This is a genomic window from Pseudomonas sp. NBRC 111123 (assembly GCF_001320205.1).
GTDB lineage: Bacteria > Pseudomonadota > Gammaproteobacteria > Pseudomonadales > Pseudomonadaceae > Aquipseudomonas > Aquipseudomonas putida_J.
Genome location: NZ_BCAZ01000050.1, coordinates 1 through 18,252, shown reverse-complemented (window position 1 = coordinate 18,252; position 18,252 = coordinate 1). Strand labels below are relative to the sequence as shown.

Below are 18,252 nucleotides of genomic sequence, written 5' to 3'. Positions count from 1 at the left end.
CAGGCGATTGGCAGACAGGCAACCGCGTTGTGACGAGCGAAGATCCTGCCAGAGCACGAACAATTGAGATTTTCATGCGTACGTCGTGTTGAACGGATGTGTAGGACGGTTCTTTACAAGTTGCATCGCTGGAGTGGGCACGGCTGGCATCCGTAAGGTGGGCCCTACACAGCGGCAGCACGCTGCGCTGCCACAACTGGCGACTACTTGGGGAACTCAGTGATGGAAACCAACATGCGACGGACACCTGAAAGCCATACCGAAGCGCCGATTTACCTGACACCGCGAGAACAGCAAGTGCTGTTGTGGTGCGCCTATGGCAAGACCTCATGGGAAATCGGCCAGATTCTGCAGTGCAAAGAGTCGACAGTGAATTTCCATGTGGCCAACTTGCTGCGCAAGTTCGATGTTCCCACACGTGTCGCGGCCGTCATCAAAGCCATTCGCTACGGCATGCTGGCCGAGCAGTGAGGGGGCGATATGCATGATGGTCACCTGACCCCGCAATCACGGATCGCGCCTTTTTCCAAGGCTTCACGGTTTCCCGATTGTCACGATCCATTCTGGCCACGCATCGAACTGAATGTGTTACGCGAACGCCTGCACCTTGACGAAAATGTCAGTGAGGCTCGCCTTGCATTGGCCATGCGCTGCGCCGCGATAGATGCCGCCAGAGAGTTCGCGAGCTGGCGCATTGCACTGCGTAGCCGTGGTTACCGGCGCCTTGAAGATGTCGCAGGTCATGCCAGCGGACGGGCCCTGTCGGTCTGCTACCGATATTTCATCGCGGCTGCGGTGAGGCTCAACCTGCAGGCAGGGCCGGCAGCGGGCGGAGGGGCTGAGCATGGATGAGTCCTATCTGGTGGAGGCCGCCATCGCTGCATTCTACGAATTGCTGGACACCGAGGGCAGGGCCCTGTTCGGCGCACTGTTGGGGGCACTGTTGGTGAGCGCCGCCCGGGATCGACTCATCATCGTATCTCGCAGGCGCCTGTCGGCCCGCAAGCAGGTCTTGCTGGTATTCCTGACCCTGGGGGTCGGCTACCTGTTCGAGCCACTGCTGCATGCGCTGGCGCCGATGTTGTCGCGTGGCATGGCCGCGTTTGCCGCTGCGGTAGTGGTTATACCGATAACCTTGAAGGTGCTGGTATGGCTGGACTCGGTGGACCTGCGCGAGGTCATCCAGCGCTGGCGCCGCCGAGGCTGACGTTACTGTGCCGCAGAGCTGCGCTTGGCCAGATCCTGCAGTTGTCGCTCGAGCTGACGGATACGTTGCTTGTCCTCGATATGCAGTTGTACCGACTGGCGGTCTGTGTGGGAAAGCTCGCGCAGGCGGCCGAGCATGTCGCTCTCCCAGTCGTTCTGGCTTTGCACAGCAAGGCTGTCATCTTGCTTACCCAGGAGGAGCCAATCCAGCGAGCAGCCATGCTGACTGGCCAGGTCTACGCAAAGTGAATATGGAATGCTGTCGCGAACTTTCCAGCTGCTCAGTGTCTGTGGGCTGACTTTCATGGCTCTTGCCAACTGAACGTCAGTCTCGGAGCCGGTAAGAAGCTTCAGGCGCGCCAGCACCGGTGTAAGCAATTGGCTATTCATAACAAATATCCATGACTGGTTTAACGACATTCTCTGGGCTTAAAATACTCGTTATGAATACTAGCCATTCGATTTGAGGAGATATCTTGGCATGAGAAGTACTTTGATGAAAAACCTTTCTATGACCGTAGCTAATACGCAGCACACTGGCGGCCTTTTCTTACGGCTAATTTTTTCAAGCAGCGCTGGCAGGTATGTTGTGTGAGTACTTACAAACTGGTCTGCCCGCACTGCAACAGCCGTATGCGCATTCGCACCAGTGAGGGTCGGCATATCTTTTTGCGCGTGGCCTACTTGCAATGTATCAATGAGGCTTGCGGCTGGTCGGTGAGGGCGGAGTTTGAAATGACCCACGAACTTTCACCCAGTGGCATGCCCAACCCGGAAGTACAGCTGCCATCTGCCGGCAAGGAATTGCGCAAGTCTGCTTTGGCACGTGATGAGGGGGCACCGAGTCGCCCGCGTTTGGGAAAGCCTTCGCAGGCGGCCACCAGGCACAGATAAAAAAACACCCCGCATGTGCGGGGTGTTTTTACTTAAGCTGCGATCAGCCGAGCAGTTGCAGGCCTGCGTGCTGAACCAGGTCCAGCAGCGGCTGCGGGTACACACCCAGGACGAAGGCCAGAATGGCGATGGCCAGCAGCATCACGCCGCCGGTGCGCTGTTCCCACTTCAGTGGGGCGTCGTGGCGACGCAGGTTCGGCTCGACCAGGTACAGGGTGACCATGACGCGCAGGTAGTAGTACACGCCGATGGCGCTACCGATCACCAGCGCACCGACCAGCCACCACAGCTGCGACTCGACGCCGGTGGCGATGATGTAGAACTTGCCGATGAAGCCAGCGGTCAGCGGAATGCCTGCCAGCGACAGCATCATCACGGTCAGTACCGCAGTCAGGTACGGACGGCGCCAGAAAAGGCCGCGGTATTCGTACAGTGCATCGGCGTCACGGCCGCCGTAAGGCGAGGACATCAGGGTGATGACACCGAAGGCGCCGAGGCTGGTGATCACATAGGTGACCAGGTACACGCCCATGGCTTCCATGGCCAGGCCCTTGCTGGCAACCAGGGCGATGACCAGATAGCCGAAGTGGGCAATGGACGAGTAACCGAGCAGGCGCTTGAGGTTGCTCTGGGTCAGCGCCAGCAGGTTACCGATCAGGATCGAGGCGACTGCAATCACGGCCAGTACGGTGCTCAGTACGCCGCTGCTGGCAGCAGGGGAGAGCATGAACAGGCGCACGACCACGGCGAACACGGCAACCTTGCTGGCGGTGGCCAGGAACGCGGCAACCGGCGCCGGGGCGCCTTCGTACACGTCCGGGGTCCACAGGTGGAACGGTACCAGCGACAGCTTGAAGGCCAGGCCGACCAGCATCATGCCCAGGCCCAGCTGGGCCAGCAGGCTCGGCATGCTGGTAGTGGCCAGGGCCTTGCCCAGCTGGTCGAAGGTCAGGCTGCCAGCGTCGGCGTACAGCAGGGCCATGCCGAACAGCAGGAAGGCGGAGCCGGCGGCCGACAGCACCATGTACTTGATGCCGGCTTCCAGCGAGCGCTTGTTGAAGAAGGCATACGCCACCAGGCCGTAGACCGGTACCGACAGCAGCTCCAGGCCGATGAACAGGCCGGCCAGGTGGTTGGCGCTGACCAGCACCAGGCCACCGAGGGCGGACATCAGCAGCAGCAGGTACAGCTCTTCACGGTTGCCCGGGAAGCCCTTGGAGCCTTCGCCGAGGTAGGCGTGGGCGAGGGTGACGCAGGCCAGCGTGGCAACCAGGATGATCGCCATGTACAGGCAGGCGAACTTGTCGATGGTAACCAGCGAGGTGACCGCCAGTGGCGCGACTTTCAGCGCCGGCAGAATCGACAGCAGGGCCAGGTTCAGGCCCACGGTGGACAGCAGGAAGGTCTGCGAGTGGTTGCGCTTCCAGGCGATCGCCAGCATCACCACCACCGTGGTGAGGGTGGTGATCAGCATCGGCGCCAATGCGATGAAGTGTTGAGTGGTGAATTCCATAGCGCTCTTACCGGGCCGAAGCGAGTTGAGTGAAAGCGGAACCGAGCCACTGCTGCACACCACTCATGGTGGCGGCAGAGGTGTCGAGGAACGGCTGTGGATACACGCCCAGCAGGATCAGCAGCCCGGCAAGGCCGAGGACCATGATCAGCTCGCGACCGTCCATGCCGGCCAGCACGGTGTCGGACTTGGCTGGGCCGAAGTAGGCACGGTGGATCATGATCAGCGAGTAAACCGAACCGAACACCAGGCCGGTGGTGGCGATCACGGTGATCCACGGTACATGCATGAAGCTGCCGATCAGGATCAGGAACTCGCCGACAAAGTTGCCGGTGCCTGGCAGGCCCAGCGATGCCGCCGCGAAGAACAGGCTGATGGCCGGCAGGTAGGCGATGCGGTGCCACAGGCCACCCATCTGACGCATGTCGCGGGTGTGCAGGCGCTCGTACAGCTGGCCGGACAGGATGAACAGCGCGGCAGCCGACAGGCCGTGGGCCAGCATCTGGATCACCGCGCCTTGCAGGGCCTGCTGGCTGCCGGAGTAGATACCGATCAGCACGAAGCCCATGTGCGAGACGCTGGAGAAGGCGATCAGGCGCTTGATGTCGGTTTGCGCAAAGGCCAGGAAGGCACCGTAGAAGATACCGATCAGGCCCAGGGTCATGGCGATCGGCGCGAACTCGGCCGAGGCGTTCGGGAACAGCGGCAGGGCGAAGCGCAGCAGGCCGTAGGCCGCGGTCTTCAGCAAGATACCGGCCAGGTCCACGGAACCTGCGGTCGGTGCCTGGGCGTGAGCGTCAGGCAGCCAGGAGTGGAACGGTACCACCGGCAGCTTCACCGCGAAGGCGATGAAGAAGCCCAGCATCAGCAGGTACTCGGTACCGGCCGGCAGGTCGGCCTTGAGCAGGTCGCTGTAGTTGAAGGTGATCACCCCGGTGTTGGTGTAGTTGACCAGCACCAGGCCAAGGATCGCTACCAGCATGATCAGGCCGCTGGCCTGGGTGAAGATGAAGAACTTGGTCGCCGCGTAGATCCGGGTCTTCTTGCCATCTGCCGAGCTGTGACCCCAGAGCGCGATGAGGAAGTACATCGGCACCAGCATCATTTCCCAGAAGAAGAAGAACAGGAACAGGTCCAGGGCCAGGAACACACCGACCACGCCGCCAAGGATCCACATCAGGTTGAGGTGGAAGAAGCCGACGTGGCGCTGGATTTCTTTCCAGGAGCACAGTACCGACAGCACACCGAGCAGGCCGGTGAGCAGGATCATCAGCAGCGACAGGCCATCGAGGGCCAGGTGGATGCTGATGCCGAAGCGCTGGATCCACTGGACTTTGTATTCCAGGGCCCAGGCAGGCTCGGCGCCCGGAGCAGGGGCGAGGGTGTAGTCGCCGTGAGCCCACAGCCAAAGGCCGATGCCGAGCAGCAGGGACATGGTCAGCAGTGCAATCCAGCGCGGCAGGGTGGCGCCGAAGCGCTCACCCAGCCAGCACAGGAAGCCGCCGATGAAGGGGATCAGGATCAGCCAAGGCAAAATCATGACGGGTTCGTTTCCTTTCGCAGAGTCGCAAGGTTCGCAAAGTTCATGGTCATACCGCTGCCACTACTACAGCGCCGAGTACCAGCACTGCGCCAACGGCGATAGAAGCGGTGTACCAGCGCAGCTGACCGGTCTCGGTCTTGCTCATGGCGACGTGGCCGCCGCGAGCCATGCGAGGGATGAGGCCGATGCTGCGGTCAACCGGATCCTTGCGCAGGATGTGGCTGATCAGCAGGTAAGGTTTGACGAACAGCTTGTCGTAGATCCAGTCGAAGCCCCAGGCGGCGAACCACCAAGCCGACAGGACGCGACCGATGCCACTGTTGGCGATCGCGCTGACCAGGCGGCGCTTGCCGAGGAACAGCATGGCCGACAGCAGGATACCGGCGATGGCGATGGCACCCGAGGTGATCTCCAGCGCGTGCTTGGCTTCGCCTCCGGCATGGCCGGCGCTCTCTGGCAGTACGCCTGCCAGCGGTGGGGTGATCCAGGCGCCGACGAAGGTCGACAGCACGATCAGCACACCCAGCGGCAGCCAGTGGCTGATGCCGTGGCCAGCATGGGCTTCGGTCTTCGCTTCGCCGTGGAAGGCGATGAAGATCAGGCGGAAGGTGTACAGCGACGTCATGAACGCGCCGACCAGGCCGGCGTACAGCAGGCCGGTGTTACCGCTGGCGAAGGCCTCCCAGAGGATTTCGTCCTTGGAGTAGAAGCCCACGGTCACGATCGGCAGGGCTGCCAGGGCAGCGCCACCCACCACGAAGCTGGCGTAGGCCAGTGGCAGTTTCTTCCACAGGCCGCCCATCTTGAAGATGTTCTGCTCGTGGTGGCAGGCAACGATCACTGCACCGGAGGCCAGGAACAGCAGGGCCTTGAAGAAGGCGTGGGTCATCAGGTGGAAGATCGCCGCGTCCCAGGCACCCACGCCCAGGGCCAGGAACATGTAGCCGATCTGGCTCATGGTCGAGTAGGCGAGGATACGCTTGATGTCGGTCTGCACCAGCGCGGCGAAGCCGGCCAGTACCAGGGTCACGCCACCGACGACGCCGACCAGGTGCAGGATGTCCGGCGCCAGCAGGAACAGGCCGTTGGTACGGGCGATCAGGTACACGCCCGCAGTTACCATGGTTGCCGCGTGGATCAGTGCCGAAACCGGCGTCGGGCCTGCCATCGCGTCGGCCAGCCAGGTCTGCAGTGGCAGCTGGGCCGATTTACCGACCGCACCACCCAGCAGCATCAGGGTTGCCAGCACCATCCAAGTGTCGCCAGCCTGGAACTTCTGCGGTGCCAGCACCAGCAGTTCCTGCACGTTCAGGGTACCCAGCTGGGCGAACAGGATGAACAGGCCGATGGCCATGAACACGTCGCCGATCCGGGTGACGATGAACGCCTTGAGTGCCGCGTTACCGTTGTTGCGGTTGCTGTAGTAGAAACCGATCAACAGGTACGAGCACAGGCCCACGCCTTCCCAGCCGAAGTAGATGAACAGCAGGTTATCGCCGAGGATCAGGAACAGCATGCTGGCGATGAACAGGTTGGTGTACGAGAAGAAGCGCGAGTAACCGGCTTCGCCGCGCATGTACCAGGACGCGAACAGGTGGATCAGGAAACCGACACCGGTCACCACGCCAAGCATGGTCACCGACAGGCCGTCCAGGTACAGGGTGAAGTTCGGCGCGAAGCCGTCCACCGACATCCACTGCCACAGCAGCTGGCTGTACGCGCCGCCCTCAGGCGGGGCGACGTTGAATTGCCAGATGACGTAGGCAGCGGTGGCGGCCGAGAGGCCCACCGAGCCGACGCCGATCAGGGCGGACAGGTTCTCCGAGAACCGCCCGCGCGAGAACGACAGCAGCAGGAAGCCGACGAGGGGGAAGACGAAAGTCAGGAAGAGAAGGTTCATCCGCGCATCTCACTGGCAGCATCGATGTCGAGAGTGTGGAAGCGGCGATACAGCTGCAGCAGGATCGCCAGGCCAATGCTGGCCTCGGCGGCTGCCAGGCTGATCACCAGAATGAACATCACCTGGCCGTCGGGCTGGACCCAGCGGGCACCGGCGACGATGAACGCCAGGGCAGAGGCGTTCATCATGACTTCCAGGCTCATGAGCACGAAGAGGATGTTGCGGCGGACCATCAGGCCAACCAGACCTAAGCAGAACAGGATGCCGGCGACTGCCAGACCATGCTCGAGAGGGATAGCACCCATGATTTACTCCTTCGCCTCGTTGCGGCCCAGGTGGAAGGCGGTGACGGCTGCAGCCAGCAGCAGCATCGATGCCAGTTCGACCACCAGCAGGTACGGGCCGAACAGGCTGATACCCACTTCTTTCGGGCTGACGGTGGTACCGCTGATGGCCGCGCCGCTAGGGGAGACGAACAGCACGTACAGCAGCTCCAGCAGCAGCAGGGCGGCAAGGATCACCGGCCCGGCCCAGATGCCGGGCTTGAGCCAGCCCCTCTCCTGGGCGACCGAAGCCGGCCCGAGGTTGAGCATCATCACCACGAACACGAACAGCACCATGATGGCGCCGGCGTAGGCGATCACTTCCAGGGCGCCGGCGAACGGCGCACCCAGGGCGAAGAAGATCATCGCTACGGAAATCAGCGAGATGATCAGGTAAAGCAAGGCGTGCACGGGGTTGGTGCCCGTCACCACCCGAAGGGTGGAGACCACGGCGATCCCGGATGCGAAGTAGAAAGCGAATTCCATCTTTCTGTCCTTATGGGAGCAAGCTCTTCACGTTGATCGGCTCGGCTTCGTTCTGTGCAGCGCCCTTCGGCTTGCCAGCGATTGCCATACCCGCAACACGGTAGAAGTTGTAGTCAGGGTTCTTGCCGGGGCCGGAGATCAGCAGATCTTCTTTCTCGTACACCAGGTCCTGACGCTTGAACTCGGCCATTTCGAAATCCGGAGTCAGCTGGATCGCGGTGGTCGGGCACGCCTCTTCACACAGGCCACAGAAGATGCAGCGCGAGAAGTTGATGCGGAAGAATTCCGGGTACCAGCGGCCGTCCTCGGTTTCGGCCTTCTGCAGCGAGATGCAGCCGACCGGGCAGGCCACCGCGCAGAGGTTGCACGCTACGCAGCGTTCCTCGCCATCGGGGTCGCGGGTGAGGACGATGCGGCCGCGGTAGCGCGGCGGCAGGTACACAGGTTCTTCGGGGTACTGCAGGGTGTCGCGCTTGCGGAACCCGTGGGAGAACACCATTGCCAGGCTGCGCAGCTGGGTGCCGGTGCCCTTAACGATGTCGCCGATATACTTGAACATGGGTCAAATCCTCACTGGGCCGCGACGGCTGGCGTGTTGTAGAGCACGATCGCAGCGGTCACCAGCAAATTGATCAGGGTCAGCGGCAGGCAGAACTTCCAGCTGAAGTCCATCACCTGGTCATAGCGTGGGCGCGGGATCGAGGCGCGCAGCAGGATGAACAGCATGATGAAGAACGCGGTCTTCAGGGCGAACCACAGGAACGACAGTTGCGGCAGGATGCCGAACGGGCCGTGCCAGCCGCCGAAGAACAGGGTCACCAGCAGCGCCGAGATGAGGATGATGCCGATGTACTCACCGACAAAGAACATGCCCCATTTCATGCCGGCGTACTCGATGTGGTAGCCGTCGGCCAGTTCCTGCTCCGCTTCTGGCTGGTCGAACGGGTGACGGTGAGTCACGGCGACGCCAGCGATGAAGAAGGTGCAGAAGCCGAAGAACTGCGGAATGATGAACCACAGGTTCTGTGCCTGGTATTCAACGATGTCGCGCATGTTGAACGAACCCACCTGCACCACCACGCCCATCAGCGCCAGGCCCAGGAACACTTCGTACGACACGGTCTGTGCCGAGGCACGCAAGCTGCCCAGCAGGGCGTACTTGTTGTTCGACGACCAGCCGGCGAACAGCACCGCGTAGACCGACAGGCCGGCCATGGCGAAGAAGAACAGCAGGCCGATGTTCAGGTCGGCGACGCCCCACAGCGGGGTGATCGGGATTACGCAGAAGGCGATCAGCAGTGCACTCATGGCCACGACCGGCGCCAGGGTGAAGATCATGCGATCGACGAAGGGCGGGTTCCAGTCTTCCTTGAAGAACATCTTCAGCATGTCGGCAGCGATCTGGAACATGCCGAACGGGCCGACGCGGTTCGGACCGTAACGGTCCTGCCACCAGCCCAGCAGGCGCCGCTCGACGAAGCTGAGCAGCGCGCCGCAGACCACCACCGCAAGCAGGACCACAACGGCCCGGACCACGGTGAGGATCACATCGATCACTTCGGGGGTGAACCAGCTCATTGTGCTGCCTCCTGCAGACCTTCGACGGATGCACCGAAGATGGCAGGCGGAATGCCGGCCAGGCCTTTGGGCAACGCAACCAGGCCAGCGCCCAGTTCTTCATTGATGCGCAGCGGCAGGCGCAGGGCCACACCGGCCACGTTCAGGCTCAGCAGCGCGCCGTCGTTGACACCCAGGCGGTCGGCTTCGGACTTGGCCAGGCCGACGTAGGCGGCCGGGATGCGCTCTTGCACCGGGGCGGCGCGCGAGGAGCTTTCTTCGCTGCCGAACAAGTGGAAGAACGGTACCGCAGTCCAGGTGCCACGGGCCGGGTTGAACGCGCCGGGGATGGCGTTGAACCAGTTCAGGCGATCACCTTGCGATTCGATCAGACGAACGCCCGGGTCACCGGCACGCAGGTGGCCACCGACCTCGTCCTGGAACTTGTTCCAGGCTTGCGGCGAGTTCCAGCCCGGCGACCAGGCGAACGGCACCTGCTGGCGCGGTTCGGCCGAGCCCGAGTAGCCTTCCATGGAGAAGGCGAACGCGGTGTCCTTGTCCTGCGGCGTACGCGGCTCGTGCACGCTGATATTGGCGCGCATGGCGGTACGGCCCGAGTAGCGCAGCGGCTCACGGGCAAGCTTCATGCCCTTGATGCGGAACGCGGCGCTTGGGGCGGCGTTGATGATACCGGCCAGTTGCGGCGCGGCTTCGGCGCAGGCGCTGGTGACGTGGTCCAGCTGGGTCCAGTCGACCGGCTTGTTCAGCAAGGTGGCACGCAGGGCGTGCATCCAGCGCCAGCCTTCGTGAACCAGGATGCTGCTGTCCAGGTACTGCGGGTCGAACACCTGGAAGAAGCGCTGGGCGCGGCCTTCCTGGCTGACCAGAGTACCGTCGCCTTCGGCGAACGAGGCCGCCGGCAGTACCAGATGGGCGCGATCGACAGTGGCGGTCTTGGAGTGGTCGGCGACGATCACTACCTTGGCCGCGGCCAGGGCTGCATCGACCTTGGCAGCTGGTACGCGGGCGTACAGGTCGTTTTCCAGCACGACGATGGCGTCGGCCTTGCCGCTGATGACGGCGTCCAGCGCAGCATCGACCGACTCGCCACCCAACATGGCCATGCCCAGGCTGTTGGCCTCAGGCACCACCAGGCTCAGCGAGCCGTTCTTCTCGCGCAGCTTCAGGGCCTTGGCGATGTTGGCGGCGGCTTCGATCAGCGCAGGGTCGGCCAGCGAAGTACCGGCAACCACCAGCGGGCGCTTGGCCGCGACCAGGGCGTCGGCGATGCGCTGGGCCAGGGCCTTGGCTTCGTCGTCCAGGCCGGCAACAGCCGGTGCGCTCGGGTCGATGGCGTGGGCCACGGCGAAACCGATGCGGGCCAGGTCGGCCGGGGCGGCGTGTACGCATTCTTCGGCGACGTCGTCCAGCTTGGTTTCAGCCAGCGAGGCGATGAACAGCGGGTACAGTGCGTGCTGGCCGATGTTCTTCACGGCGGCGTCCAGCCAAGGCTGCACTTTCATCGCTTCGGCCATGGCCTCGGCCTTGCCTTTGGTGGCCTGGCGCACGGACAGCGCCACACGGGCAGCGGTCTGGGTCAGGTCTTCACCGAGCACGAACACGGCGTCGTGGTCTTCGATGTCGCGCAGGGTCGGCACCGGCAGCGGGCTGTTGTTCAGCACGTTCAGTGCCAGGCGCACGCGGGCCAGTTCGCCTTCTTCCATACCGGAGTAGAAGTAGTCGGCGCCGACCAGCTCACGCAGGCCGTAGTTGCTTTCGAGGCTGGCGCGTGGCGAGCCGATGCCGACGATGGTACGGCCGCGCAGCAGGTCGGCGGCCTTGTCCAGGGCAGCGTCCAGGCCCAGCTTGGTGCCGTCGGCCAAGTGTGGCTGGCGCGGGCGGTCCTTGCGGTTGACGTAGCCGTAGCCGAAGCGGCCGCGGTCGCACAGGAAGTACTGGTTGACCGAGCCGTTGAAGCGGTTTTCGACCCGACGAAGTTCGCCGTAGCGTTCACCCGGGCTGATGTTGCAGCCGCTGGAGCAGCCGTGGCAGATGCTTGGGGCGAACTGCATGTCCCACTTGCGGTTGTAGCGCTCGGAGTGGGTCTTGTCGGTGAACACGCCGGTCGGGCAGACCTCGGTCAGGTTGCCGGAGAACTCGCTTTCCAGCACGCCGTCTTCGACGCGGCCGAAGTACACGTTGTCGTGGGCGCCGTACACGCCCAGGTCGGTACCACCGGCATAGTCCTTGTAGTAACGCACGCAGCGGTAGCAGGCGATGCAGCGGTTCATCTCATGGGCGATGAACGGGCCGAGGTCCTGGTTCTGGTGGGTACGCTTGGTGAAACGGTAGCGGCGCTCGTTGTGGCCGGTCATTACCGTCATGTCCTGCAGGTGGCAGTGACCGCCTTCCTCGCACACCGGGCAGTCGTGCGGGTGGTTGGTCATCAGCCATTCGACGACGCTGGCGCGGAACGCCTTGGACTCGTCATCGTCGATGGAGATCCAGGTGCCGTCGGAGGCAGGGGTCATGCAGGACATGACGATACGACCACGGGTGTCGTTCTCGTCGGTGTACTGCTTGACCGCACACTGCCGGCAGGCGCCGACGCTACCGAGCGCCGGGTGCCAGCAGAAATAAGGGATGTCGAGGCCGAGCGACAGACAAGCCTGTAACAGGTTGTCTGCACCGTTGACTTCGAGCGCTTTGCCGTCTACGTGGATAGTGGCCATTGTTCAAAGTTCTTCGTTGGCCCGCGTGAGCGGGCGTGGCTAATGGAAATCGGTGAGCTTGCGACACGCCGCGAACGAATCGGGCCTGCCGGCAAGCTGGCGAGTGGCACGGACCACCCGCTTAATCATCTTGTTATGCGCCGACCACGATCGGCTTGGCCAGGTTAGGGCGCAGGGTGTCGGCAGCGCTTGCTGGGGCGACACCGGCCTCGAACTCGGACCGGAAGTATTTGATGGCGCTGCCCAATGGCTCGACGGCACCTGGTGCGTGAGCACAGAAGGTACGGCCTGGGCCGAGGAAGTTGACCAGCCCCAGCAGCGTCTCGATGTCTTCGGCGCGGCCCTGGCCTTTCTCCAGTGCGCGCAGCATCTTCACGCTCCACGGCAAGCCGTCACGGCATGGGGTGCACCAGCCGCACGATTCGCGTGCGAAGAACTCTTCCATGTTGCGCAGCAGCGAGACCATGTTGACGCTGTCGTCGACCGCCATGGCAAGGCCGGTACCCATACGCGTGCCGACCTTGGCGATGCCACCGGCGTACATCTGTGCGTCGAGGTGCTCGGGCAGCAGGAAACCGGTACCGGCGCCGCCTGGCTGCCAGCACTTGAGCTTGAAGCCATCGCGCATGCCGCCGGCGTAGTCTTCGAACAGCTCGCGGGCGGTGACGCCGAACGGCAGTTCCCACAGGCCCGGGTTCTTCACCTTGCCGGAGAAGCCCATCAGTTTGGTGCCGTGGTCTTCGCTGCCTTCACGGGCCAGCGACTTGTACCAGTCGTTGCCGTTGGCAACGATGGCTGGCACGTTGCACAGGGTTTCGACGTTGTTCACGCAAGTCGGCTTGCCCCACACACCAACGGCGGCCGGGAAGGGCGGCTTGGAGCGCGGGTTGGCGCGGCGGCCTTCCAGCGAGTTGATCAGTGCGGTTTCTTCACCGCAGATGTAGCGCCCGGCACCGGTGTGCACGAACAGCTCGAAGTCAAAACCGCTGCCCAGGATGTTCTTGCCCAGCAGGCCTGCGGCCTTGGCTTCATCGATGGCACGGTTGAGGTTCTTCGCCGCGGTGGTGTACTCGCCACGCAGGAAGATGTAGCCACGGTAGGCCTTCAGGGCGCGGGCGCTGATCAGCATGCCCTCGACCAGCAGATGGGGCTGTTGCTCCATCAGCATGCGGTCCTTCCAGGTGTTCGGCTCCATTTCGTCCGCGTTGCACAGCAGGTAGCGGATGTTCATGGATTCGTCTTTGGGCATCAGGCCCCACTTCACGCCAGTGGGGAAGCCTGCACCGCCACGGCCCTTGAGGCCAGAGTCCTTGACGCTTTGCACGATGTCGTCAGCGGACATGTCTGCCAGCGCCTTGCGCGCGGCGGCATAGCCGTTCTTCGACGCGTACTCGGCCAGCCAGACGGGCTCGCCGTCATCACGCAGGCGCCAGGTCAGCGGGTGGGTTTCGGCCGAACGCGCGATGCGGTTGGCCGGGCCGAAGGAAGTAATGGTCATACGTAACCCTCCAGCAGTTTGGAAACGCCAGCCGGCTGCACGTCACCGAAGGTGTCGTCATCGATCATCAGCGCCGGGGCTTTGTCGCAGTTGCCCAGGCAGCACACCGGTAGCAGGGTAAAGCGCCCGTCCGCGGTGGTCTGGCCGAGGCCGATACCCAGCTCGCTCTGGATCTGGCTGACCACGGATTCGTGGCCACCGATGTAGCAGACCATGCTGTCGCACACACGGATGATGTGGCGGCCAACAGGCTGACGGAAGATCTGGCTGTAGAACGTGGCCACACCTTCGACGTCGCTGGCCGGGATGCCCAGCACTTCGCCGATGGCATGAATGGCGCCGTCCGGCACCCAGCCACGTTCCTTCTGGACGATCTTCAAAGCCTCGATGGACGCCGCGCGCGGGTCCTCGTAGTGATGCATTTCGTGCTCGATGGCCGAGCGCTCGGTTTCGCTCAGGGCGAAACGGTCTGTCTGGATAAGCGTGCTGTTCATGCTTAGCGGTCCACGTCAGCCATAACGAAGTCGATACTGCCCAGGTACGCAATGAGGTCGGCGACCATGCTGCCTTTGATCACAGAAGGGATCTGCTGCAGGTGCGGGTAGCTCGGGGTACGGATCCGGGTGCGGTAGCTCATGGTGCCGCCATCGCTCGTCAGGTAGTAACTGTTGATGCCCTTGGTGGCCTCGATCATCTGGAACGACTCGTTGGCCGGCATGACCGGGCCCCACGAGACTTGCAGGAAGTGCGTGATCAGGGTCTCGATGTGCTGCAGGGTGCGCTCTTTCGGCGGCGGCGTGGTCAGCGGGTGGTCCGCCTTGTACGGGCCTTCCGGCATGTTGCGCAGGCACTGGTCGATGATGCGGATACTCTGGCGCATCTCCTCGACACGGACCATGCAGCGATCATAGGCATCGCCGTTGTGGGCCAGCGGTACTTCGAACTCGAAGTTTTCGTAGCCGGAGTAAGGGCGGGCTTTACGCAGGTCGAAGTCGCAACCGGTGGCGCGCAGGCCGGCGCCGGTGGTACCCCACTCCAGGGCTTCCTTGGTGTTGTACGCGGCAACGCCAATGGTACGGCCCTTGAGGATGCTGTTCTGCAGGGCAGCCTTGGTGTACTCGTCGAGGCGCTTGGGCAGCCATTCGACGAAGTCCTTGACCAGCTTGTCCCAGCCGCGCGGCAGGTCGTGGGCGACGCCACCGATGCGGTACCAGGCCGGGTGCAGGCGGAAACCGGTGATCGCTTCGATCACGGTGTAGGCGCGCTGGCGGTCGGTGAAGGTGAAGAACACCGGGGTCATTGCGCCGACGTCCTGGATGTAGGTACCCAGGAACAGCAGGTGGCTGGTGATACGGAAGAACTCGGCCAGCATGATACGGATCACGTCGACCTTCTGGGGCACCTGGATGCCGGCCAGCTTCTCGACCGCGAGCACGTACGGCAGGTTGTTCATCACCCCGCCGAGGTAGTCGATACGGTCGGTGTAAGGGATGAAGCTGTGCCAGGACTGGCGCTCGGCCATTTTTTCGGCACCACGGTGGTGGTAGCCGATGTCCGGTACGCAGTCGACGATCTCTTCACCGTCCAGCTGCAGGACGATACGGAAGGCACCGTGGGCCGAAGGGTGGTTGGGGCCGAGGTTGAGGAACATGTAGTCCTCGTTGGCGCCCTGACGCTTCATGCCCCAGGCTTCCGGGTTGAAGCGCGCCGATTCCTCTTCAAGCTGCTGCTTGGCCAGGGTCAGGCTGTAGGGGTCGAACTCGGTGGCACGGGCCGGGTAGTCCTTGCGCAGCGGGTGACCTTCCCAGGTCGGCGGCATCATGATGCGGCTGAGGTGTGGGTGGCCGGCGAAGTCGATGCCGAACATGTCCCAGACTTCGCGCTCGTACCAGTTGGCGTTTGGCCAGATGCCGGTGACGGTTGGCAGGTTCAGGTCGCCTTCGCTGAGCGACACCTTGATCATCACGTCGCTGTTACGTTCCACCGACAGCAGGTGGTAGAACACACTGAAGTCGGCAGCTGGCAGGCCGCGGCGCTGGGTGCGCAGGCGTTCGTCGACGCCGTGAAGGTCGTACAGCATGCTGTAAGGCTTGGCGACGCCACGCAGGAAGCTGAGCACTTCCTTGAGCTGGGCGCGCTTGACCCACAGCACGGGCATGCCGGTGCGGGTTTCCTGGGCGACGAATGCGTCGGCGCCAAAACGGTTGTGCAGTTCGACGACCACATCCTGGTCGTCAGCCTTGTAGGGCGGAATGAAAATAGCGTTGTCCGCTGTCATGGTCTCGGTCGCTTTGGGTCAGCGTTAAGAATGAAGCCAGGCCGCCGGCTCCTTCGGGAGCGGGCGGCAGGTCGCTGGATCAGACTTCGTCGGGGCTGCGCAGGTTGGTTACCGCAATGCGCTGTTCGCGACGCAGGTCTTTCTGGGCTGGCATCTCGGCACGGTAGATGCCTTGATCACCAACCACCCAGGAAAGCGGGCGTCGTTCTTGGCCGATCGACTCCTGCAGCAGCATCAAGCCTTGCAGGAAAGCCTCAGGGCGCGGCGGGCAGCCAGGCACGTAGACGTCCACGGGGAGGAACTTGTCGACCCCCTGAACGACCGAGTAGATGTCGTACATGCCGCCGGAGTTGGCGCACGAACCCATGGAGATGACCCACTTGGGCTCGAGCATCTGCTCGTACAGGCGCTGAATGATCGGCGCCATTTTGACGAAGCAGGTACCGGCAATGACCATGAAGTCGGCCTGACGCGGCGAGGCCCGGATGACTTCGGCGCCGAAGCGGGCGATGTCGTGGGGTGCCGTGAAGGCCGTGGTCATTTCCACGTAGCAGCAGGACAGGCCGAAGTTGTACGGCCAGAGGGAGTTCTTGCGACCCCAGTTGACCGCGCCACGCATCACATCTTCAAGCTTGCCCATGAAGATGTTCTTGTGGACCTGGTCCTCGAGCAACTGGTCGGTGACGGTTTCCCGATCACCTACCGGGTATTGCTCGTTGGGCGCATCCGGATCGATTCTGGTGAGATTGTATTGCATTGCCAAAGCCTCATTGTTTCAGCTTCGCTTGCCGCTTGCGGCGACCTTCGGGAGCCCAGTCAAGGGCCCCGACGCGCCAAAGGTAGACAAGACCAGCCAACAGAATTGCTATGAAAACGAGTGCTTCGACGAATCCGGTCCAGCCGCTTTCGCGGACGGACACAGACCATGCATACAGGAAGAGGGCTTCGATATCGAAGATCACGAACAGCATCGCGACCAGATAGAATTTGGCGGACAGGCGCAGGCGGGCGCTGCCGACGGGCAGCATGCCGGATTCGAAGGGTTCGTTCTTGGCACGGCCCCAAGCCTTGCTACCGAGCAGGCTGGAGAGGCCGAGCATGAAGGCACACAGGCCGACGACACCCAGAAGGAAGATGGCAAAGCCCCAGTTGTGGGCGATGAGTCCTGCCGAATCGGACATGCTAGAGATCCTTATACAGAGACCCAGCTCTGCAGTCTGAAATAAGTAGAGCGGCGACGTGGTGTCGCAGGTGCAGTGACCAAATGTCGCAGCTGAATCAATCGCGCTGATTTTATGGGTAAACCCGGTGCAAGTAAAATTTCCGTTGCAAATTTATTCGTAGGATTTAGAACAAATCCCGCTCCTAACTGGCTGAAAGCCTTGATATTCGGGCATTGCATGCGGTTTTGTTAATTATGTTTCTTGCCACGGGTAACGAATGACAAACTTCGTAATGATAATTGATATCATTTGAGCTGATGCCTTCTAATTTGTCTGTTCTGTGCCTTGTAAAGTTCATTTACGGGCTTGCCCTACTTGCAAATGCGAAATAGTCCTGTTCTAGCAGCTTCCGACACCGCGCGCACCGCTCTGGGTCAATACTTTATCGGTTGAGCCATGGCGAACGGATGAAGCAATCGCCCATTGGCCAAGCCAGTAGGCGAGGATGATCACGTAGGGCGCGGCAGCGAACGGGCTGACGAAGCGGTCAATGCCGATCAGGCTGTCAGAGAACACGAACAGGCAGGCGCCGAGCGCGGCGATACCACCGCAGGCCAGGGCCCGCCAGAGCATGGCGCTGATCGCCAATGCGTAGACCGACACCGGAAGCAGCAGCGGGCCAAGGCCATGGCTGGCAAGCACGCTGAACAGGCTGACGCCGATGATGGCACTCGACAGCAGTGCGGGCAGGGCGGGGCGTAAAGTCAGGCCGCAATAGGCGCGCAGGTAGGCGAGGTGGGCGCAAAGGAAGGCGGCCAGGCCGAACACGAACAGGTCAGCGGGGATGGCCAGAAGAATGTCGCCGAGCACCGAGAAAGCCAGGCCGACGCTGATCCCGCGGCGATAGGGTGTGGCGGGGGCGCTGCGCAGCCAGGCGATCAGGGCCAGTACCGGGACGGGTTTGGCCAGCAGGCCGAGCACGGTGTTGTCGCTGGCCAGTGCATATATATAGAGAGAAGCGGCGGCCAGGGCGATGACGATCAGGTGGCTTGGGCGGGGCATGGGCGATCCTTGCTGCTGTGCTGCCACAAGCATAGACTTGATCGCGGTTTTTGCTGCTCCCAGGTTGGCTGCAATCCTTGTAGGAGCGGCCTTGCGT

The 18,252-nt window shown here is 62.5% G+C and carries 19 protein-coding genes; 4 read left to right on the top strand and 15 right to left on the bottom strand.

Annotated elements, in window-relative coordinates:
• Positions 1-222: 222 nt before the first annotated feature.
• From APH27_RS21240 to APH27_RS21230, 3 genes are read left to right on the top strand one after another with little or no spacing between them, the layout of a single operon-like run.
• Positions 223-471: a response regulator transcription factor gene (locus APH27_RS21240; RefSeq protein ID WP_027920610.1), complete on the top strand. Its 249-nt coding sequence runs from the start codon at positions 223-225 to the stop codon at positions 469-471.
• Positions 472-480: 9 nt separating this feature from the next.
• A complete protein-coding gene (locus tag APH27_RS26170) occupies positions 481-852 on the top strand; it encodes a head completion/stabilization protein (RefSeq protein WP_082435229.1) in 372 nt (123 codons plus the stop codon).
• Complete coding sequence (locus tag APH27_RS21230) at positions 845-1,207, top strand: hypothetical protein (RefSeq protein WP_027920608.1); 363 nt, start codon at positions 845-847, stop codon at positions 1,205-1,207. The genes APH27_RS26170 and APH27_RS21230 overlap by 8 nt, the downstream gene beginning before the upstream one ends.
• A gap of 2 nt (positions 1,208-1,209) precedes the next feature.
• Here APH27_RS21230 and APH27_RS21225 read toward each other — a convergent pair whose 3' ends face one another.
• Positions 1,210-1,596 (bottom strand): helix-turn-helix domain-containing protein, encoded by a 387-nt coding sequence (locus APH27_RS21225; protein ID WP_027920607.1) that lies wholly within the window; start codon positions 1,594-1,596, stop codon positions 1,210-1,212.
• Positions 1,597-1,797: 201 nt separating this feature from the next.
• Between APH27_RS21225 and APH27_RS26165 the strand changes: the two genes are divergently transcribed.
• Positions 1,798-2,100, top strand: coding sequence for an ogr/Delta-like zinc finger family protein (locus APH27_RS26165; RefSeq protein WP_081784344.1), 303 nt, complete (start codon positions 1,798-1,800; stop codon positions 2,098-2,100).
• A gap of 43 nt (positions 2,101-2,143) precedes the next feature.
• Here APH27_RS26165 and nuoN read toward each other — a convergent pair whose 3' ends face one another.
• The 14 genes from nuoN to APH27_RS21155 form a co-directional block, all read right to left on the bottom strand.
• On the bottom strand, positions 2,144-3,613 hold the full coding sequence (nuoN, locus tag APH27_RS21220) for an NADH-quinone oxidoreductase subunit NuoN (RefSeq protein WP_027920606.1): 1,470 nt from the start codon (positions 3,611-3,613) through the stop codon (positions 2,144-2,146).
• 7 nt (positions 3,614-3,620) lie between these two features.
• The gene (gene nuoM, locus APH27_RS21215; protein WP_060485830.1) at positions 3,621-5,153 is read right to left on the bottom strand and encodes an NADH-quinone oxidoreductase subunit M; all 1,533 of its coding nucleotides are present in this window, start codon (positions 5,151-5,153) and stop codon (positions 3,621-3,623) included.
• A gap of 49 nt (positions 5,154-5,202) precedes the next feature.
• Positions 5,203-7,056, bottom strand: a complete 1,854-nt coding sequence (nuoL, locus tag APH27_RS21210; protein WP_027920604.1) for an NADH-quinone oxidoreductase subunit L — start codon at positions 7,054-7,056, stop codon at positions 5,203-5,205.
• A complete protein-coding gene (nuoK, locus tag APH27_RS21205; RefSeq protein ID WP_008096201.1) occupies positions 7,053-7,361 on the bottom strand; it encodes an NADH-quinone oxidoreductase subunit NuoK in 309 nt (102 codons plus the stop codon). The genes nuoL and nuoK overlap by 4 nt, the downstream gene beginning before the upstream one ends.
• A 3-nt stretch (positions 7,362-7,364) precedes the next feature.
• Positions 7,365-7,865, bottom strand: a complete 501-nt coding sequence (nuoJ, locus tag APH27_RS21200) for an NADH-quinone oxidoreductase subunit J (protein WP_027920603.1) — start codon at positions 7,863-7,865, stop codon at positions 7,365-7,367.
• A gap of 10 nt (positions 7,866-7,875) precedes the next feature.
• Positions 7,876-8,424, bottom strand: coding sequence for an NADH-quinone oxidoreductase subunit NuoI (nuoI, locus tag APH27_RS21195; RefSeq protein WP_016488223.1), 549 nt, complete (start codon positions 8,422-8,424; stop codon positions 7,876-7,878).
• A gap of 11 nt (positions 8,425-8,435) precedes the next feature.
• Positions 8,436-9,443 carry an NADH-quinone oxidoreductase subunit NuoH gene (gene nuoH, locus APH27_RS21190; RefSeq protein WP_027920602.1) on the bottom strand — a complete coding sequence of 336 codons (1,008 nt, stop codon included), beginning with the start codon at positions 9,441-9,443 and terminating at the stop codon, positions 8,436-8,438.
• Complete coding sequence (nuoG, locus tag APH27_RS21185; protein ID WP_027920601.1) at positions 9,440-12,154, bottom strand: NADH-quinone oxidoreductase subunit NuoG; 2,715 nt, start codon at positions 12,152-12,154, stop codon at positions 9,440-9,442. Before nuoG ends, nuoH begins: the two co-directional genes overlap by 4 nt.
• 133 nt (positions 12,155-12,287) lie before the next feature.
• Entirely contained in the window at positions 12,288-13,652 is a 1,365-nt protein-coding gene (nuoF, locus tag APH27_RS21180) for an NADH-quinone oxidoreductase subunit NuoF (RefSeq protein WP_060485829.1), read from the bottom strand.
• Positions 13,649-14,146 carry an NADH-quinone oxidoreductase subunit NuoE gene (nuoE, locus tag APH27_RS21175; protein ID WP_003251433.1) on the bottom strand — a complete coding sequence of 166 codons (498 nt, stop codon included), beginning with the start codon at positions 14,144-14,146 and terminating at the stop codon, positions 13,649-13,651. Before nuoE ends, nuoF begins: the two co-directional genes overlap by 4 nt.
• A 2-nt stretch (positions 14,147-14,148) precedes the next feature.
• Positions 14,149-15,930: an NADH-quinone oxidoreductase subunit C/D gene (gene nuoC, locus APH27_RS21170; protein ID WP_027920599.1), complete on the bottom strand. Its 1,782-nt coding sequence runs from the start codon at positions 15,928-15,930 to the stop codon at positions 14,149-14,151.
• 79 nt (positions 15,931-16,009) lie between these two features.
• Positions 16,010-16,687 carry an NADH-quinone oxidoreductase subunit B family protein gene (locus tag APH27_RS21165; RefSeq protein WP_027920598.1) on the bottom strand — a complete coding sequence of 226 codons (678 nt, stop codon included), beginning with the start codon at positions 16,685-16,687 and terminating at the stop codon, positions 16,010-16,012.
• Between the two features lie 10 nt (positions 16,688-16,697).
• Positions 16,698-17,111, bottom strand: a complete 414-nt coding sequence (locus tag APH27_RS21160) for an NADH-quinone oxidoreductase subunit A (RefSeq protein ID WP_011534614.1) — start codon at positions 17,109-17,111, stop codon at positions 16,698-16,700.
• Between the two features lie 381 nt (positions 17,112-17,492).
• Positions 17,493-18,155 carry a lysoplasmalogenase gene (locus APH27_RS21155; RefSeq protein WP_177331702.1) on the bottom strand — a complete coding sequence of 221 codons (663 nt, stop codon included), beginning with the start codon at positions 18,153-18,155 and terminating at the stop codon, positions 17,493-17,495.
• Positions 18,156-18,252 lie beyond the last annotated feature (97 nt).